Below are 19801 nucleotides of genomic sequence, written 5' to 3' on the forward strand. Positions count from 1 at the left end.
AGTGAGTAGAAACATATCATGTGAAATTAAAAACTTAACTAACATGATAAAGGCAAAAATCAATTTTGTATAATTGAAAAAAAAGAATTGATCATTCATTAAAAATGAATTGTTTCATTTTAATACTTAATTTAAACGCAATTTTTGTGGACATTTTAGGAACTTGACTTATAAATTGAATAATAAGAATGCATAAAAATTCATTTCTTGCTTTTTAGACCTATGACATTTTCTAGAACACATGCATAGGTTTTTTACGTTGACCATAGACAAGGAGGTAGTTGGCAAATGGATTTACGAACGATAAAAACATTTCAAACAATTGCACGCTTAGGAAGTTTTCAAAAAGCAGCAGAAGAGCTTAAGTACGTGCAATCAACGGTTACGATGCAAATACAAAAACTCGAATCAGATTTGGGCGTAAAGCTCATTGAACGAGGAAAAAAAATACATTTAACAGAAGCAGGGAGGCTTTTTCATGAGAAAGCAGACCTTTTATTAAGAGATTTGGAGTACGTACAAGATACTATGCAGCAATGGCTTCATGGAGAAGCTGGTAAAGTACGGGTAGGAGCCATTGAGCCCATGGCGATTTTTCGCTTGCCGAGCATCTTACTGCCGTTTAATGAAAGATACCCTAATGTTCAATTAAGTATCCAAATTGATAATACACAGAACTTAACAAAGATGATTAAAGAAGGAGAGCTTGATTTGGCTATCTGCAATACGCCTAATTTGGATCATACAACATTATTTGAGCCGCTTTTTATTGAAGAAGTATCCCTGTTAGTACCTAAAAACCATCCGTTAGCTTTGAAAAATCAAGTAGAACTTGCTGATTTCAAAGGAGAACGCCTTCTTTTGAGCGGGTTTGTGTGCAATTACCGAATCAGTTTGGAGAAATCGTTGGTGGAAGCTGGTGTTAGTCCTGACATTCGACTTGAAGTGAACAGCATGTCCGCATTAAAAGAATATGTGCAAGTAGGATTTGGAATCGCTGTAGTACCTGATGTTATGGTAAGAAACCCGCCACCCGGAACGGAAATAAAAAAGATTTACGACCTCAAAATTGGCGTAACAACAGGTATTTTAAGAAAAATTAATGCTGTAACCAATGGAACGGCCGTTGAGAATTTAATTCGGCTTATAAAGACCCACTTTTAATGACTCTATTTTTTGAAGTTCATTTTTTTTGAATCAACTATTCGGATTTATCAATTATACAAATCTAGGAAAGTGAGATATACTTTGTGAAAACATAGTAAGTTGATTGATTAAGTTTAATTAAAAATGAGTTAAATTACGAAAAGAAAGGAAAAGTGAAATGAATTTACCTAGTAACCAACCGCTATCTGGTATACGCGTTCTTGAATTCGGTCAAATTGCAGCCGGTCCATATACTGGAATGCTGTTAGCTGATTTAGGAGCCGATGTTGTCAAAGTCGAAAATCCAAATGGTGGGGACGGCATGAGGCTTTGGCCGCCATTTGTAAGAAATGAAGAGGAAGAAGAGTACAGTGCTAACTTTTCATCTCTAAATCGGAATAAGAGAAGTATATGTATCGATTTTAAAGATGAAGATCAATTAGCAACTTTAAGGGAGCTTTGTTTACAAGCTGATGTAATTGTAGAGAATTTTCGTCCAGGAGTATTAAAGAAGTTTGGACTAGATCACGAGAGTTTATCTAGTATTCATCCCAAGCTAATCTATTGCTCTATTTCAGGGTATGGACAGGAAGGCCCTTATGCTCATAAAGGAGCTTTTGATGTAACAGTTCAAGCAATAAGCGGATTAATGAGCGTCACAGGTGAAGAAAATGGAGAAGCAGTTAAATGTGGTGTGCCGGTAGCCGATTTTGCTGTTGGACTGTACGCCGCCTATACAATCACAGCAGCTGTTTTAAATGTTCAAAAAGGAGGAGAAGGTACTCATATTGATTGCTCCATGTTAGGAAGTGTACTAGGTATTTCAGCTTTGCAAACGAGTGAATATTTCGGGAACAAGCAGCCGCCGAAACGGTTAGGAACTGCGCATCCCCGCAATGCTCCTTATCAAGGATTCTACGGAAGTGACAAACCATTTGTCATTGCAGCTGGTAATAATAAACTTTGGAAAAAAGTATGCGAAGCAACCAAATTAGAAGAGTTGTTTACAGATCCTAGATTCGTGGACCAAACCGCACGTGCTAAAAATCAAAAAGAGCTTGCAGCTCTTTTACAAAAGGTATTCAGCACAAAGCCAGCTGAATTGTGGATTTCTGAATTAGACCAAAGAGGCGTTCCATCAGCTCCGGTAAATGATTTTTCGGAGGCATTAGCCAGCCCTATGGCACAGTCATTGAATATTGTTAGAGATTTACCACTACCAAACGGTTCATCTATACCAACAGTAGGATTTCCTGTAAAAGTTAAAGGTTATGAATTTTCCGTGTATCGAAAGCCTCCTTTACTTGGTGAACACACAAATGAGGTTTTACAAGAATGGAAAAAACTATCCATAAAGGTCTAAGTTCACTTTAAAACCGACTATTTATATAAAAAAATAAGATATTGGAGGAATAAAAATGGTTGAAATACTTACAATGTCTCCTACAGCAGGGGACGGAAAATATGTTGGAGTTCCATGGGACATTGAACCCTCTTTTAAATACAATCATCAAATTGCGCAAATGGCTGAGCAGACCGGATTTTCAGCGCTACTTCTCCCAGTAGGAGCAGAATGTCTAGATGCATCAATTGTAGCTTCCTCTTTAATACAATCAACTAAAAATTTAAAGTTTTTATATGCAGCAAGGCCAGGCTTCATTAGCCCAACAGTCTTTGCAAAACAATTTGCTACACTTGATTATTTATCAAACGGAAGAGCTATCATTAATGTGGTTACTGGAGGTTCACAGGCTGATCTAGAAAGAGATGGCGATAGTCTCCCCCACCAATTACGCTATAAAAGAACCGAAGAATTTGTTCATATTTTAAAACGTTTATTTACTGAAGATGTGGTAAATTATCAAGGGGAATATTACTCCATTAAAAAGGCATCTCTTTTTCCAAAGCCCGTCCAACACCCAAGACCTGAAATTTTTATGGGTGGTGCATCTGAAGCTGGTAAACAAGTAGCTGCTAAATTAGCAGATGTCTACATGTTGTGGGGAGAAACATTAGAAGATACAAAGCTTCGAATCGAAGAGATGAAACATCTAGCAGCCAAAGAAGGCAGAACGCTGAAGTACTCAGTTTCTCTTCAAGTTATTACAGCAGAGACAGAAGAAAAGGCATGGGAGAAAGCCCGCAATCTAATTAGCAAAGTAAGTGAAAGTAGCTTAGAAAGTAAAAAGAAATTTAGATTAAAAGATGAATCTGTCGGTCATAAAAGGTTAGATAAATTAATGGAAGAAGCAAAAGAAAAAGATTTTATTATTGGGCCCAATCTTTGGGCTGGATTAACCCAAGTTTTAAGCGGTAACTCTATTGCATTAGTAGGTACGCCAGATCAAATAGCTGATCGAGTTGTAGAGTATGTAGATTTAGGGTTTGAAAAAGTATTACTAAGAGGATTTCCTCATTTAGAAGTCATTGAAGCTATTGGGAAAGAAATTATTCCAAAAGTTAAAGGTCGATTAAAAGAAAAGCAAGCAAATGTTCGCTTGTAAAATAGTAAAGCAAAGGAGGTCTAATTGTGAATAACAAGCAAGCAAACATTTATAGCAAACGAGTAGCACCTTGGGTTTTACCAATTCTATTAGTTGTATTCTGGGAACTATTTTCGGTTACAGGCATTGTATCAAAAGAAACACTTCCTTCTCCACTTGATATTTTATATAGTGCAATTCATCTAGTTCAAACTGGAGAGCTGTTTAATCATATCAAAGTGAGCTTTAGCCGAGCGTTTATTGGTTTTGCCATTGGGGGAAGTATTGGGCTTATTTTGGGAATTGTAAACGGAGTATATCCTGTTGCGGAAAAACATTTGGATACAACTATCCAAATGTTTCGGAATATTCCGCATTTGGCTCTTATTCCACTTGTGATTTTATGGTTAGGAATTGGAGAAGAAGCCAAGATTTTTTTAGTAGCGATTGGCGTATTTTTCCCTATCTATGTAAATACGTACCATGGAATCATTTCAGTTGATAAATCGTTAATTGAAATGGGGAAAGTGTATGGCTTAAGCAAAAATAAACTTCTAGTAAGAGTGATTTTTAAAGGGGCTCTTCCATCCGTTTTAGTTGGTATTCGCTATTCATTAGGGATTATGTGGCTGACATTAATTGTAGCAGAGACTGTAGCAGCTGATTCCGGCATTGGTTACATGGCGATGAATGCCCGAGAATTTATGCAAATCGATATTGTTATTGTTGCTATCTTGCTATACGCCATCTTAGGAAAAGTTGCTGATTCTTTAGCCAAGCTATTAGAAGTAAAGCTATTGAAATGGAATCCAAACTATCAAAAATCGTAAAGTAAGGAGTGATCAAATATGAAACATAGAGGTGGAGGAATTCAATTACAAATACAGCATTTAAAGAAATTCTTTGGAGATGTCGAAGTCTTGAAAGGAATTGACTTAGATATAGCGCCTGGTGAATTCGTTGCTATCGTCGGGCAAAGTGGGTGCGGGAAAAGTACGTTATTAAGGCATATTGCAGGGTTAGAAAAAGAAACAAGTGGACAGATCATACAAAATGGGGAAAAGTTACATTCAATCAATCCCTATGCTCGATTTATGTTCCAAGATTCAAGGCTACTACCATGGGAAAAAATTGTGGCAAACGTAGGTGTTAGTTTAGGGTTAAAAGGCGAGTGGAAAGAGCAAGCGTTAACTTCTCTTAAGCAAGTAGGGCTAGAGAGTAGAGCAAATGAGTGGCCGTCTGTTTTATCCGGTGGGCAACGCCAGCGAGTCGCACTTGCTCGAGCATTAGCCACTCAGCCTAAGCTGCTGTTGCTAGATGAGCCGTTGGGTGCATTAGATGCGTTAACACGTATTGAAATGCAGGAACTAATTGAAGGAATATGGCAAGAACAGCGCTTCACGGTTCTTTTAGTAACCCATGACGTGTCAGAAGCTATTACGCTGGCTGATCGAGTTATTTTAATTGAAGAAGGAAAGATTGCGATGGATTTACGCATCCCTCTTTCAAGGCCCCGTGAAAGAGGAAGTCATTCCTTTGGAAAACTAGAAAGTAAAGTGTTAGCAAGAGTTATGAAAAAAGAAACGTCGTCGCTTTTAGAAGATGCTACGACCGTATAAAAGGAGAAGAGTATGTAATGCAAGTAGCCGTTGTAGTGAATAGCAAGACAGAAAAAATTGTTCCCATTGTGGAAGGAGACATTATCCGGTTATACGATACGGAAACAGAAAAAACGGAAGATTTTACAAACCCCTCTATTTATTTAAGCCAAGGAAAAAGAGGCGCGGTTGTCAAATGGGCTGAAAGTCAAGGTATAACAGTTCTAGCAGCACCGCCTGGCATGCTTTGTGAATTATCTTACGACAGCGCTAAGTCGAAAGGTTTTCATTATTACCGAGTAAGGACCAATATTGGCTTTGCAGAGTTTAAACAGCTGATAAAGAACAGAGATATTCAGTTAGTCACCGACTTGCCAATGACTGAAATCGAGCCCAGTGCGATTGTACTACCTAATGAGTAAAGGTTAAGAAGGAGAAGCTATGAAATATGTCAACGTAACGGTGAATCATCAGCCATCATCTAAAAAAATTGTTATTTTATCCTTACACGCACCTCGTAACCTTAATGCTATTAATCAAGAGTTATATGAAGAGCTCAAGCAATCCCTAGAGAATATTTCAAAAGATAAAACAGTAGGCGCACTGATTTTAAACAGTGAAGTATCTAATGCTTTCAGTGCAGGCGTGGATTTACAGTTTATTCAAAGCTTAAGCAATGAAGAAGCGAGCAATTTTTTCACTAAACTATCGAAGCTGTTTGATATGCTGATTCATTTACCTGTTCCCACGATTTCTTTTGTACATGGATATGCCTTCGGAGCAGGAGCTGATCTTGCCATTTCATGCGATGTACGCATTGCTAGTAAATCAGCATACTTTCGATTTCCCGGTCCGCAGTTTGGCTTGGTTTTAGGGACACAGCGCTTGGTTAATGAAATCGGTTCTTCCAAAGCTCGTTTTTTAGCATTGTCAGGTAAGAAGATAAGTGGACAAACAGCTTTGGAGTATGGCTTAGTTCACGAACTGAGTGCGGATGAAGAAGCTGGCCAAAAAAGTAGTTTAAAATGGGCAAGGGTCCTAGCAAATGTTCCATCATACACGACTCAAACAATAAAAGAGGTTTGTCATTCAGGTAGGTCTTTTCATGAACTGACGCGTGCTTCGGTGCTAGAAGGAGATTTTATCGACCGATTCAGTCAATATGTGCAAGATAATAAGAAAAAAGTACGGCACTAGGCAAAATAAATGCTAAAAAGCTAGAGGAGATTTAAGATGATCCCAAAAAAAAGATTTTATGCAACAACCATTATTCTGCTGTTGCTCCTAGCTTTAACCGGATGTGGAGGAGGTAAAGAAACAACAGCAGGCAATCAATCAGTAGAAGGAAAAGGTGTCGTAAAAGTAGGATATCAAAAGTCTGCACCTATGCTGCTATTAAAGAAAAAGCAGCTGTTGGAAAAGAACTTAGGGAAATTAGGATATAAAGTGAAATGGTATGAGTTCAATACGGGAATTGCAGTAGCAGAAGCGTTGAATGCAGGGAGTATTGATATTGGTAGTTTAGGTGATTCTCCTTCTTTATTTGGAAAAGCAAGGGGGCTTGATTTTGTATATATTGCAAGTGAACCTTCTGTGCCTGAATCCGAAGGCATTTTAGTAAAGAAAGATTCGTCTATTAAAACTATTAAAGATCTTAAAGGTAAGAAAATTGCTTTTAATAAAGCTTCAATCTCCCAATACTTGCTGTTAAAAACGCTGAAGTCGGAAGGAATGACAGAGAGTGATATAAAGCCAGTCTATCTTAATCCACCAGAAGCCAGTGTTGCTTTTTCACAAGGCCAAGTAGATGCATGGGTTATATGGGAGCCCTACTTTACAACAACTGCAAATAAAGGAAATCGCGTGTTATCAGATGCTACTGGTCTTGTTTCCTTTCGTTCCTTCTATGTAGCTGGTGAGGATTTTGTGAAAGATAATCCGAAAGCAACAAAACGAATCGTATTAGAACTTCAAAAGGTTGGAAAAGAAATTAATAAAAATCCTAAGGAAGCAGCTGAATTAGTATCAGATGCTACCAAGATTCCAGTTGACACTTGGAAAGAGATTTTAAAGAAAAAGCCAGCTGACGTTCAATTTATGAATCAAAAAGCTGCAGATGATCTTCAAGATCAGGCAAATGACCTTTTAGAAATGAAATTAATTACAAAACAAATTGACGTTCAAAATTCGTACTGGGCTCCTTAAAAATGAGAAGAGAATATGAAAGGAGCGTGTAATAAAGTATGAAGGTTAAAGGGGTGACCAGTGTTCAAATGAAAAAACGAGCTTTTCGTCTTCGATTCCTGCTTCTCTTGCTAACTATCTTTATAGGATGCTTGATGACTGCTTGTGATCAAAAAAGCTCTGCTAGTCAACCAGAAAAAAATGAACTCTCTGATGTAACGTTACGAGTAGCCCAAACAGGATGGAGCAGTATTGAAGAGGAGTTAAAGTCTGCTGGGCTAGACAATACACCATATAAAGTTGATTACAGTGTATTTCAAGGTGGAAACCTTCAGCTTGAAGCAATGGCAGGAGGCCATATTGATTTTTCGCTATCCAGCGAAATTCCTCCTATATTTGCTAATTTATCTGAAGGAAATGGGAACTTCAAGGTAGTTGCTGTACAAGAGGGCAATACATTAAATCAAGAAGTAGTTGTTCCCAAAAACTCTTCAGTAAAAAACGTAGCTGACTTAAAAGGAAAAAAAGTTGCTTATGTAAAAAATACAACGGCTCATTATTTTCTACTCAAACTGCTAAAAGAAGCTGGATTAGAGTGGAAAGACATTAAGCCAGTGGAACTTTCTACATCTGATGGGCTTACAGCACTTTTAGGAGGAAATGTGGACGCATTCGCAAGCTATGGTGTATCTATTATATCTGCTCATGAAAAAGGAGCAAAAACGATAGCAAGCGGTAAAGACATTTTATCAGGAAACTTCCTTATTGCTGTGCCACCTAAGCTCCTTGAAGATAAAAATAAAAAAGCAGCATTGGTTGACTTGCTAGATCGATTGCAAAAAGCTCATAAATGGACACGAGAAAACGAGGAGGAGTGGGCAAAGGTTGTCGCAATAAACACACACCAGCCAGTTAGCCAGGCACTAATAACACTGAAAGAAGGAGAAGAACAGCGTCCAAGTATTATTACTCCTATTAACACTCAGCAAATTAAGTCGGAGCAAGATGTAGCAGATACATTTTATTCAGAGTCACTTCTAAAAGAAGAAATAGATGTCAAGAAGTTTTGGACAAATGAATTAAATAGTGACGTAGAAAAAATACAATCGAAATAAAAAACGGAATATTCGGAAAGGAAGATGATTATGTCAACGAAAGCAGCGTCGATTTATAACCAGCCAACATTTCACAATGTAGAGGAAGAGCGTCAACATCGTAAGGAAAGACTAGCAGGTGCATTTCGAATTTTTAATCAATTTGGATTTGAAGGGGTCGCGGGGCATATAACAGTTCGAGATCCTGAAAAAAAAGATCATTACTGGGTGAATCCACTAGGTGTACATTTTGGACAAATGAAAGTTAGTGATTTGCATCTTGTTAATCACAACGGAGATGTCGTCATAGGAGATCGTCCAATTAACAAAGCAGCAATTGCAATTCACTCGCAAATTCATCAAGCAAGACCAGATGTAATTGCTGCTGCCCACTCTCACTCCCTTTATGGTAAAGCATGGTCGTCTTTAGGAAGGTTACTTGATCCTCTTACGCAAGACTCATGTGTATTCTATCAAGATCACGGCTTATTTGATGATTTTACTGGAGTAGTATTAGAGAAAAGTGAAGGTGAACGCATTGCTGATGCACTTCAGCAACATAAGGGCGTTATTTTAAGAAATCATGGACTTCTTACGGTTGGAAATAGCGTAGATGAAGCAGCTTATTGGTTTATTGCTATGGACCGAGCTTGCCATGCTCAGCTTCTTGCTGAAGCAGCAGGAAAACCTATTCCAATCGATCATGAAACGGCTGTTTTGACGCACTCTCAAGTAAGCAGTCCGTCGGGAGGCTGGTTCAACTTTCAACAGCTATGGTATAAGCTACTTGATGAAGAACCGGATGTATTAAACTAAATAAAAGAAAGAGCTTAGGCATTGATATAAGAGTATCAATGCCTAAGTAAGTATGATGCAAAGGAGAACAAGTATATATGAACATCCTTCAAAAAGCTTTAGGTTGTGTGAAGAAAAACCTATCTAAGAGGATTTTAGTAGCAGGCATTCTTACTATAGGAAGTATATCTATTTTATCTGGCTGCAGTGAGGCAAAGGAAACAGCAGGAAAAAAGAAGGTAGATTTGTCAAAAGTAACGATTGTGTTAGGAGATCAAGCTGGAATGACGAAGGCCAAAGTAGAAGCTTCTAAAGTACTAGAAGGTACACCATATAAAGTAAAGTGGGCGAGCTTTCAAGGCGCGGCTCCTTTGTTTGAAGCGTTAAAAGCAGGGTCAGTAGATACAGCTCCTGCCGGAGATACGCCGGTACTCGCAGCCGCAGATTCGAAAGTGCCATTAAAAATTATTGCTACTAGCATATCTTCTCCCGAAGCTGTGGGAATATTGGTTAAGAAAAATTCCTCAATTAAATCGATAAAGGATTTAAAGGGAAAGACAGTCGTAGTTTCGTCTGCAAAAGGTAGTATTGCGCAATATTTATTAATTGAAGCGCTAAAAGAAGAAGGCCTGTCTACGAAAGATGTTAATGTTAAGTTTGTTCTTCCTACTGATGCCGCCGCAGCTTTCAAAGCTGGCCAGCTAGAAGCATGGGCTACTTTTGATCCGTATTTAGCGATTGCTGAGAAAAACGGAGGAAGGGTATTGCGTACTGGCAAAGGCATTAATACAGGATTAGGGTTTATCACAGCTTCAGACAAAGCACTACAGGATCCTGGAAAAAAAGCAGCACTTCAAGACGTCATTAAACGAATTTCAAAAGCATGGGAGTGGGAAAATCAAAACAAAGAGAAGTACATTAAACTGTATTCTAATATCACGAGGTTGCCTAATGACGTTTCACGAACAATTAATGGACGAGTAAATGCTGAAGTAAGACCTGTTGAAGAAAAGGATATACGTGCTGTACAGACAGTGGCAGACGTATTTAAAGAGGAAAATGTATTATCAAGAGAAGTAAATGTAGATAGATTGGTAGATAAAGAAATTTTTACGGCCAAATAAAATTAAGAAGTCTTTATTCTCTAAAGTCTTTCTAATACAGTGAGTATCCGGTAACAATGAAAAGCAGAACTTTGATTAATGTTCTGCTTTTTTCCTTTAATAAAAATTAAAGTTAGTGACCATACTGTACTTTCTAAATAGCAGAAAGAAACTAAATAATCCATAAATGGGATGTTTTTTCTTTGCAGTTAACATAAAACGTATTATAGGAAACGAAAACAAGGAGTGCATTTGAAATATTATAGTATTTGTTTTTGTTTCCTATAAATTTTTAGTTATAGCTAAATATTAGTTAATAAATAAGTTTATTCTATTCGCAAAATAATTTTACAAAGTAGAGTTTTATAAAAAATCATTTAATTACTAGGTATTCACTCCATATCTTCAATTCAATGATATATAAGTTTTACACGAGAACAGCATTTTAAAAAATATAATATTATTTATTTTCAGAAAATATGTTGACTTTATATATTTCCATAAATTAATATGTATCTATGGAAACGTTTCCCGGAGGTAAGATATGATGAATAAAAAACAGCCTACTATTGTAGATGTAGCTAAGAGAGCTCAAGTAGCAGTATCTACCGTATCAAGAGTACTAAATAAAACTAGTTATACCAGTGAAGCTACTCAACAAAAAGTTATGAAGGCTTGCGAAGAATTGAATTACATTCAAAACTATGTAGCAGGAAGTCTTAAGCGTAAAAAAACAGGTGTTATAGCATTATTGGTACCGGATATTACAAATCCTTTCTGGCCTTTAATCGCAAAAGGAGTAGAAGAAATTACAAAGCAAGCCGGTTACAATTTAATATTGACTAACACAGATGGAGAACTAGAAGAAGAAATAAATAACCTTGATATGTTATTAAAGAGAAGAGTAGATGGAATTATTTGTGCTACTATTCATGACAAACATGAGATATTTGAAAAAGTAAAAAGTGTCGTTCCTATGGTAATAGTAGGGAAAGTAGAAATGGATATAGATATGGTTTATGTAAACAGCATTAAAGGAGGATTTATTGGGACAGAATATTTGTTAAATCATAATCACAGAAGGATAGCTTTTATAGGAGGTCCGGCCGATGGAGTTTCTTTTAAAGATAGAATTAAAGGATATAAAACAGGACTAGAAAGTTTTGAAATAAAATATGATCCAAATCTTGTTCTAGTTGGAGACAGTGTAAATTACCTTCCCTCTTTACAGGAAATTAAAGAACTTCTTAAACAGAAACCGACTGCTATACTTTGCTTAAATGACCTAATTGCAATGAAAACGTGGACCTATTTAGAAGAGCTAGGCATGGAGGTAGGGAAAGATATTTCATTAATGGGATTTGATAACTCCCCATATTCTGAATTCTTTAAGAGTGGTTTATCTTCAATTTCTCAACCAGTAGAAGAGAGAGGAAGAATTTCTGCAAAGTTGGTAATAGATCGAATTGAAAATAATACTGAAAAAAAATTTGAGAGGGTTATTTTGCAGCCAGAGTTGGTAATTAGGAATTCTACCTGTAGAATCTAAGGACGTTTTATTAAACGGTCTTAGATTAGTTTAATACTTTTGTGGAAACGTTTCCACATTATTATATAGGAGGTTTACATGATTAGGGTAAGAGTTTTAAAAAAAACCTTATTGTTAATCACTACTATTTTGTTGGTTGCTGGATGTAATCAAAAAGTTGACACTTCATCGTCGACTAACAAAAAAGTTGTGTTAACAGTTTGGCATGATAAAGGTGACGATGGAATTAAATATATACAAGAGTTAAGTCAAATTTATCAAAAAACACATCCAAACATCAAAATTGTATCTACATCTTTTCCAACAAATCAGTGGCAACAGAAAACGCTAGCTTCAATATCTACAAATAATGCTCCTGACTTAGTATTTAACGATGCTAGTCGAATACTAGAAATTCAACAAAATACTAAAGGTTTTATTAGCTTGAATAAGGTTATTAAAAGTTCAAAAGAGAAAAAATTTATCACACCAGAGGATAATTCATTTATTAATTTTAACAACAAAGAAATTGTATATCCTGTGAATAGAACATTAGCAGGTCTAGGAATCAGAAAAAGTTGGTTAAATAATGTAAATGAAAAATTCCCAAATACTTGGAACGACTTTGTAAGGGTGGGTAAGAAGTTTTCAACAGAGGATCCAGATGGCAATGGGAAACATGATACTTCAGGATTTATTATGCACCTAGGAGTAGATCCAGGGCAAATGTTTAGCCTTTTTATAAATGGAAGCGGTAACAGGAACGTTTGGTTAAAAGATGGTCCCAAGCCAACAGTTGTAGATAAGGAAAATATAAATAGATTTTCTGAAATATCCCAGCTTTATACTAAGAATCGCATTATGCCTAAGGATGCTATCACTCAAGATTTTTCTGAGATGTATAAAGTTATTGAGAGTGGAACAGTTGGGATGTTTCGTGTAGGAAATTGGAATGTGAAAAAATGGGATGATACTCCTATTCTTAAAAATGATTATATCGTAGGTCCTTTTCCTAAGATGAACAAAACAGACAGTAACAACTTTGTTCAACTTAATGTTCGAGGCTTTGCAGTCCCTAAGAATTCTCAGCATGAAAAAGAATCTAAAGAATTTCTTCAATTTTTGTTATCAGAAAAAGCTCAAAAACTAAGCTTCAAATATTTTTCTTCAACTATTAGAACAGACTTAGCTTTTAACGCGTCTGATACTTTAAAACCGTTTCTTGATCCTAAAACCAACATTACGGCTGTAGACACATATTTTTCAAAATACGAGTATTACAGAAATATGAATGAAAAATATGAGCAAATGTTAGCTGAATTAGTAAATAGTAACCCAGAAGATTCTAAAGATATTTTAAAACGAGGTTCCAATAATATAAACGAAGTTATTAAAATTAGAAAAAATTAGTAGTTCAATTGATTTTAAAACCAATTTTTAATTAATTTGTAGAAGAGGTGAAATTGATGGAATCCAAGGTTATAGATGAGTATCCAAATCCAGCCCCCAAACCAAATTTCAGTAAAAAATTCTTATCTTCAAAAAAGATAGGGGAAATCAAAAAAAATAGGATACTTTATTTATATATGTTGCCCTTTTTACTAATAACAGTAATTTTTGGAGTTTGGCCTGTTGTAGAAAGTATTCTTCTCTCTTTTGTTGATTCGTCTACGGCTCTAACTAATCAAAGGGAGTTTGTTGGGCTAGATAATTACCTGCTTATTTTTAAGGATAGTTACTTTATTAATTCGCTATACGTTACTATTAAATACACTGCCCTTTCTGTACCATTAAACATCATTTTAGCGTTAGGGCTCGCTGTTTTATTAAGTAAGGTAAAAGTTGGAGGCTTATTTTTTAAGGTAGCTATATTTACACCAGTAATTGTTCCTGATGTAGTAGGAGCTATCATTTGGCGTTGGTTATTTAACAATGATGTTGGCCTTATTAACAAGTTACTTACAAGTGTGGGGATAGAACCAGTAGGATGGCTTACTGACACAGGAATAGTCATTTACACACTATTAATCGTAGAATTATGGAAGCATATAGGATTATATACAATTATATTTCTGACAAATTTTCAATATATTGACGATTCTAAATATGAAGCGGCTTATATTGATGGTGCAAATAAATGGCAGCGCTTTTGGTACATCACTTTACCTGAGCTAAAACCTGCTTTGTTATTAAACTCTATATATGCATTGATTCAATTCTTAAAAACTTTTACGGTTGCTTTGATTATGACACAAGGGGGGCCTAATTATTCCTCTAATTTTATATCGTACTATGCTTATCAGAAATTCAGTACCTTGCAGTATGGAGAAGCAACTGCAATGGCTACAGTATTATTTATAATTGTAGTTTTAGTTACCTTATGTACTTACATAATTACGAAGAAAAGAGGTGAAATGTAATGATTAATAAGCATAGCAAAATTAGTATGGTGTTAATCTATATAATTCTAACTGCCATTTCTATATGTATGATATACCCATTTATATGGATGATCATAAGTTCTTTCAGACCCTCTAGTGAAATATTAACGTCTCCTTTTAAAATTAACTTTTCGTCTTTTACTATGGAAGCATACGAGAAGATTTCTTTGTTAGGAGGTTTATCTATCTGGAAATATGTTTTAAACAGCTTAATTATCACTGTTTTAGCTACACTTATTATTATAATAATAACCTCACTAGGTGCATATGCCCTTTATCGCAACCCGTCATTACCAGGATTTAGGGTTATAGAAAGCAGTTTTTTATTAACCATTATGTATCCAGCTGTGTTATTACTAATTCCACTGTATATAATAGCTTTTAAACTTCATTTGTTGGGAACTTATAAGGGAATTATTCTAATTCTTGCTGGAGGAGCTTGGGGAGGAGCTTTACCATTTTTTCTTTTTAGGCAATTTTTCGGGAAAATTTCCAAGGAGATTATTGAAGCTGCAGAAATAGATGGAGCCAGTGAATTAAGGATTCTAAGCAAAATTATTGTTCCTCTAGCAATGCCTGTTTATGCAACAGCTACTCTCATTACATTTATGTTGACATGGGGGTTATGGTTACCAGTATTACTGATTTCTAATGATACAAAAACATACACCTTAGCAACTGCACTAGTAAACTTAAATTCAGAATTAGGAATTGATTTTCAATCCACCATGGCTTTATCAACCTTAGTAACAGTACCCATTGTTATTATCTTTTTACTGACGCAGAAACGTGTGATGGAAGGTATAAGTGCTGGAAGTGTTAAAGGATAAAGGAGGTAATCATACATGAATATTATAAAAGAAAAAGATAGTACTAAGGATATCCTAACTCAATTAAGAAGAAAAATGCTTCAAAATTCTCATAAAATATCTACTAATTTTCCACACTTCACAAAGGGAAATCGTTACTCCTATCGTAACGATGGATTCTGGACAACAGGATTTTGGCCAGCATTAAATCTATTAGCCTATCAATATTATAAGGATGATTTATTTCTCAAGACCTTTCAGGATTGTAGTAATCACTTAATAAAGTTGCTAGATAGAGAGGATATTCTTGATCATGATATAGGATTTATATATATTCCTACTTTTTTAGGGCATTATAAGCTATTTGGTGACGCCAAAAGTAAGGAAATTGCGTTAAAAGCTGCTGATATGTTAAAAAATCGTTTTAATTCTAAAGGGAAATTTATAAGAGCATGGAACGATTGGGAAGATGATACAGCAGATTTCAGGGAAGAAAAAAAAGGTAAAGTGATAATAGACAGTCTAATGAATATCCCTCTGCTGTTTTGGGCCTCTGAACAAACTAAAAATGATGATTATTTTATAGTAGCTAAGGAGCATGCTGAAACAGTAATGAACTATATTGTAAGAGAAGATTTCTCAACATACCATACGTTTAACTTTGACCACGTAACTGGTACTCCAAAGAAGGGGAAAACACAGCAGGGCTATGCAGATGAATCATGCTGGAGTAGGGGACAAGCATGGGGCATTTATGGGTTTGCTTTAGTCTATCAATATACAAAAGAAGTAAAATTTTTAGAGATGTCAATGAAACTAGCAGACTATTTTATTGAACGTTTACCTGAAGATTCAGTTCCTAGTTGGGATTTTGATGCAGTAGAAAACAATAATATTAAAGATTCTTCTGCAGCAGCGATAGCTGCAAGTGGATTACTGCTTGTTAGTGAACTAGAAGAATCAGAAAAAGAAAGATATTATCTTAAGGCATTAGAAATTATTAATTCTTTATGTAGGGAGTATCTTTCCTGCGAATCTGATTTTGAAGCATTACTAAGAAAAGGTTGTTCAGACCTCCCTAGAGGAGCTGGAATTGAAAGTGGAATCATCTATGGAGATTATTTCTTTCTAGAATCCCTAGTTAAATTAAATAATGTAAAATCTTTCTTTGAAAGGTAAGGAAATATGGACAAATTCACAAATACTCTACAAGAATATGTAAAACAAAGAGCAATTCCGTCCGGAAAACCCGGATTTTTCACTCGAAATAAAGATATTAAAACTGATGTTTACGCAACATGTGACGTTGTAAACATCTTATATACAATCAATAAAATGGAGCTTACGATTGGTGAAAAGTTAGAATTTGCAGATGCTATTAACAGTTTCCAAAACCCCTTAACTGGTCAATTTGATAAAAGCGATCATCGTAGTGAATACCATTCCACAGCCATGGCTGTATCAGCTTTAAAATTATTAGGGGCACAGCCTAAGTATCCTTTAGTTTTTTTGGAAGAATTGAAAGGTGAGTGGGAGGCAATTATTTGCTGGCTTAATAAAAGGGACTGGGACATAAATCCATGGAACGGTTGCGGACATGATGTTCCCGCAGTAATGTCTATCTTTGCAAACTTGGAGCTTGTAAACCTAAAATGGTTTGATAAGCTCTTTAATTGGCTAGATGAACAGCAAAGCCATAGAACTGGAATGTGGCCTAAGAACTCAGCAAATAATTTATCTATTAATCATCTAGGGTCAGCTTTTCACTTCTATTTTATGTACGAACATTTTAAACGTCCTATTAACTATGCTCCACAGATTATTGAATCTACTTTGTCTCTTCAAAAAGGAAATGGGAGTTGGTTAAACGAATGGCCAGCAGGCTTTATAGATTTAGATGCCACATTTACTTTATCTAGATTAAGCCGTTTTAATCAAGAATTACGTTATAAAAGCATACCTACTTTAAAAACAAATGCTATGTACACTCTATCGAAAATCCAAAATAATGAAGAGTTAAATATATTGTTAGAAGATACCCATAATACGTTGGGAACGTTACAAAATCTTGCCGTACTTCAGGAAATGTTCCCTAATTTAGTATCCACTTATCCTCAATTAAGGTTGGTATTAAATTATTCACCATTTATTTAAGAGAGATTCTTTGCCGAGAGGGGATATAAAATGAATACTCCTAGTAATACTATTTTAAAAAAATATGCTGTTACGACATTTATTCCCTTTTTTTTAGCTTTTTTATATTTTTATTTTAAGGAAGGATTCTCTCATACCCTAACTAGGTACTGTTTTATTATATGTCTATTAACAGGAATTTCTTATGTAGTAAGGGACTACCTAAAATAAGAATGTTTTTTATTTAAGCATATTGAATTAAAGCTAAATAAAAGTGTTATCTATTATGTTTTATATTTAAGAATAAAAAGGAAAAGGGGAAATAACTATGCAAACACATTATGCCAATCATCCAGAGGATATGAAAAAATATACAACTGAAAAATTAAGAAACCAATTTTTGGTGAAAAAAATCTTTGAAAACGATCAAGTTAATTTAACATATACGCATGTAGATCGTATGATTTTTGGTGGTATTACGCCTGTAAAAGAAAAGTTATCTATTTCTTTGAGCAAAGAGTTAGGTGTGAATTATTTCCTAGAACGTCGTGAAATGGGAGTAATAAACATTGGTGGGGAAGGTATTATGATTGTGGATGGAATTGAGTATGATATGAAATGTAGAGATGGTTTATATATTGGAAAAGGAACAAAAGAAGTTTATTTTCGTTCTAAAGATATAAATAATCCTGCCAAATTCTATATCAATTCAGTACCTGCACATCATATGTATCCAACTGTAAAGATAGATATTAATAATATTGAACCCCTTCGTCTAGGGGAACCAAGTCAATTAAATCAACGTGCAATTTATCAATATATACATCCTAATGTTTGTCAGAGTTGCCAGCTTCAGCTTGGTCTCACTATGTTAGAAGCTGGTAGTGCTTGGAATACGATGCCATGTCATACACATGAACGTAGAATGGAAGTGTATCTATACTTTGACATGGCCCCTGAAACACGTATTTTTCATTTTATGGGAGAACCTAGTGAAACTAGACACCTAGTAATTAAAAATGAGCAAGCTGCTATCTCTCCAAGTTGGTCTATTCATTCAGGCGTAGGTACAAGTAATTATACATTTATATGGGGAATGTGTGGAGAAAACATTACGTATGACGATATGGACGCTGTTAAAATGGAGGACCTAAAATAGAGAGGAAAGAGGAGAAAAAATTATGGGAGATCTATCACAATTCTCAATGGATTTTTTTCGCTTAGATGGAAAAGTAGCTATTATAACTGGAGGTAATACAGGTTTAGGCCAAGGGTACGCAGTAGCGTTAGCAAAGGCAGGGGCTGATTTGTTTATTGTCACTCATGGAACGAATTGGAATGAAACGAAAGCATTAATTGAAAAAGAGGGAAGGAAAGTTACCTTTTTTCAAGTAGACTTAGAACAGAAAGAAAGCATTAATAATATTGTAAATGAGTGCTTGGACAAATATGGAAAAATTGATATTCTGGTCAATAATGCAGGTACTATTCGACGTTCTCCACTACTTGAATATACAGAAAAGGACTGGAGTGATGTAATAGACTTGAACTTAAATTCACTTTATTTTTTAAGCCAGGAAGTAGCAAAAGTGATGGCTGAACAAAGAAGTGGGAAAATTATTAATGTGGCATCTATGTTAACATTTCAAGGCGGAAAGTTTGTGCCTGCGTATACAGCTAGTAAGCATGGCGTAGCTGGATTGACGAAGGCGTTTGCAAATGAGTTAGCTGTTTACAATATACAGACCAATGCAATTGCTCCTGGATATATTGAAACTAAGAATACCGCACCAATACGAGAAGATGCTAATCGTAATAAAGAAATTCTGAGCCGTATTCCTGCAGGTCAATGGGGAAAGCCATTTGACTTGATGGGGACGGTAGTATTTTTAGCGAGTCAAGCTTCTAACTATATAAATGGTCACATTTTAGCAGTAGATGGTGGATGGTTAGTTAGATAGTACAATATTCTTCAGTAAATCCTCGTTAGTTAGAAAGCTCTAAAAAGGAAGATAAAAATCATTATATAATAAATACAAGAAACTGATATTTCTTTATCTTTAGAATTATACTAGTAGCTTGTAACATATAGACTCACGAAACAGGAAAAATACTGGGTTAGCCTACCTAGTTTTTTCCTGTTTGTTTACATAAACTCGTATCTTTTAAATCGTATGTATTTTTTATTAAAGCTAAAATTGAAGATTATACACAATTTAAAGTCGTTATGCCTTTTTTATATAGCCAAGGAAGTATGAATTGCTTTGCTGCTTGGTCTCTGTCAGAAGATTTATTTAGCTTTGAAAAACGGGATATGAAAACCTTATTTGGAAGAAGAAAGGTTCAAATGCCTATTGTTACATTACGAAAAGATTGCACAATGTTTTGGGTTTTTTACGATGGTGCATCTGTTGTTTCCCTATCTAATGACGATTTATTTTCTTCAACTAATTCAATTATTAGCTCCTTTCCCAAAAATATTAAATA

Annotated in this window: 19 protein-coding genes and 1 pseudogene; 19 read left to right on the plus strand and 1 reads right to left on the minus strand. The window is 35.3% G+C overall.

Going from position 1 to position 19801, the window contains the following annotated elements:
• Positions 1-288: 288 nt before the first annotated feature.
• From JNUCC25_RS09220 to JNUCC25_RS09250, 7 genes and pseudogenes are all read left to right on the plus strand, one after another.
• Entirely contained in the window at positions 289-1164 is an 876-nt protein-coding gene (locus JNUCC25_RS09220; RefSeq protein ID WP_116739938.1) for a LysR family transcriptional regulator, read from the plus strand.
• 160 nt (positions 1165-1324) lie between these two features.
• Positions 1325-2509: a CaiB/BaiF CoA transferase family protein gene (locus tag JNUCC25_RS09225; RefSeq protein ID WP_454223161.1), complete on the plus strand. Its 1185-nt coding sequence runs from the start codon at positions 1325-1327 to the stop codon at positions 2507-2509.
• Between the two features lie 55 nt (positions 2510-2564).
• A complete protein-coding gene (locus JNUCC25_RS09230) occupies positions 2565-3650 on the plus strand; it encodes an LLM class flavin-dependent oxidoreductase (RefSeq protein WP_454223163.1) in 1086 nt (361 codons plus the stop codon).
• Between the two features lie 26 nt (positions 3651-3676).
• On the plus strand, positions 3677-4459 hold the full coding sequence (locus JNUCC25_RS09235; protein ID WP_454223164.1) for an ABC transporter permease subunit: 783 nt from the start codon (positions 3677-3679) through the stop codon (positions 4457-4459).
• An 18-nt stretch (positions 4460-4477) separates the two neighbouring features.
• Positions 4478-5248, plus strand: a complete 771-nt coding sequence (locus tag JNUCC25_RS09240; RefSeq protein WP_454223166.1) for an ATP-binding cassette domain-containing protein — start codon at positions 4478-4480, stop codon at positions 5246-5248.
• Between the two features lie 17 nt (positions 5249-5265).
• Positions 5266-5649, plus strand: coding sequence for a hypothetical protein (locus tag JNUCC25_RS09245; protein WP_057274777.1), 384 nt, complete (start codon positions 5266-5268; stop codon positions 5647-5649).
• A 19-nt stretch (positions 5650-5668) separates the two neighbouring features.
• A pseudogene (locus tag JNUCC25_RS09250) lies at positions 5669-6358 on the plus strand (enoyl-CoA hydratase/isomerase family protein); the annotation flags it as partial.
• Here the strand turns inward: JNUCC25_RS09250 and JNUCC25_RS09255 are convergent.
• Complete coding sequence (locus JNUCC25_RS09255) at positions 6356-6421, minus strand: hypothetical protein (protein WP_225519253.1); 66 nt, start codon at positions 6419-6421, stop codon at positions 6356-6358. The pseudogene JNUCC25_RS09250 and the gene JNUCC25_RS09255 overlap by 3 nt on opposite strands.
• A gap of 39 nt (positions 6422-6460) precedes the next feature.
• Here JNUCC25_RS09255 and JNUCC25_RS09260 point away from each other — a divergent pair, with 39 nt between their 5' ends.
• From JNUCC25_RS09260 to kduD, 12 genes are all read left to right on the plus strand, one after another.
• Positions 6461-7432, plus strand: a complete 972-nt coding sequence (locus tag JNUCC25_RS09260) for an aliphatic sulfonate ABC transporter substrate-binding protein (protein WP_454223168.1) — start codon at positions 6461-6463, stop codon at positions 7430-7432.
• A gap of 38 nt (positions 7433-7470) precedes the next feature.
• A complete protein-coding gene (locus tag JNUCC25_RS09265) occupies positions 7471-8526 on the plus strand; it encodes an ABC transporter substrate-binding protein (RefSeq protein WP_454223170.1) in 1056 nt (351 codons plus the stop codon).
• A gap of 30 nt (positions 8527-8556) precedes the next feature.
• Positions 8557-9321: a class II aldolase/adducin family protein gene (locus JNUCC25_RS09270; protein ID WP_454223172.1), complete on the plus strand. Its 765-nt coding sequence runs from the start codon at positions 8557-8559 to the stop codon at positions 9319-9321.
• Positions 9322-9398: 77 nt separating this feature from the next.
• The gene (locus tag JNUCC25_RS09275) at positions 9399-10424 is read left to right on the plus strand and encodes an ABC transporter substrate-binding protein (RefSeq protein WP_454223173.1); all 1026 of its coding nucleotides are present in this window, start codon (positions 9399-9401) and stop codon (positions 10422-10424) included.
• A 523-nt stretch (positions 10425-10947) separates the two neighbouring features.
• Complete coding sequence (locus tag JNUCC25_RS09280) at positions 10948-11952, plus strand: LacI family DNA-binding transcriptional regulator (protein ID WP_454223175.1); 1005 nt, start codon at positions 10948-10950, stop codon at positions 11950-11952.
• Positions 11953-12030: 78 nt separating this feature from the next.
• On the plus strand, positions 12031-13341 hold the full coding sequence (locus JNUCC25_RS09285; protein ID WP_454223177.1) for an extracellular solute-binding protein: 1311 nt from the start codon (positions 12031-12033) through the stop codon (positions 13339-13341).
• Positions 13342-13397: 56 nt separating this feature from the next.
• Positions 13398-14351, plus strand: a complete 954-nt coding sequence (locus JNUCC25_RS09290; protein WP_454223178.1) for a carbohydrate ABC transporter permease — start codon at positions 13398-13400, stop codon at positions 14349-14351.
• The gene (locus JNUCC25_RS09295) at positions 14351-15202 is read left to right on the plus strand and encodes a carbohydrate ABC transporter permease (protein ID WP_454223180.1); all 852 of its coding nucleotides are present in this window, start codon (positions 14351-14353) and stop codon (positions 15200-15202) included. The genes JNUCC25_RS09290 and JNUCC25_RS09295 overlap by 1 nt, the downstream gene beginning before the upstream one ends.
• 15 nt (positions 15203-15217) lie before the next feature.
• Positions 15218-16360 carry a glycoside hydrolase family 88 protein gene (locus JNUCC25_RS09300; protein ID WP_454223182.1) on the plus strand — a complete coding sequence of 381 codons (1143 nt, stop codon included), beginning with the start codon at positions 15218-15220 and terminating at the stop codon, positions 16358-16360.
• A gap of 6 nt (positions 16361-16366) precedes the next feature.
• Positions 16367-17335 carry a hypothetical protein gene (locus JNUCC25_RS09305; RefSeq protein WP_454223183.1) on the plus strand — a complete coding sequence of 323 codons (969 nt, stop codon included), beginning with the start codon at positions 16367-16369 and terminating at the stop codon, positions 17333-17335.
• 307 nt (positions 17336-17642) lie between these two features.
• Positions 17643-18473, plus strand: a complete 831-nt coding sequence (gene kduI / locus JNUCC25_RS09310; RefSeq protein WP_454223185.1) for a 5-dehydro-4-deoxy-D-glucuronate isomerase — start codon at positions 17643-17645, stop codon at positions 18471-18473.
• A 22-nt stretch (positions 18474-18495) separates the two neighbouring features.
• Entirely contained in the window at positions 18496-19275 is a 780-nt protein-coding gene (gene kduD, locus JNUCC25_RS09315) for a 2-dehydro-3-deoxy-D-gluconate 5-dehydrogenase KduD (protein WP_454223187.1), read from the plus strand.
• Positions 19276-19801 lie beyond the last annotated feature (526 nt).

It is taken from the genome of Priestia sp. JNUCC 25, assembly GCF_053667915.1.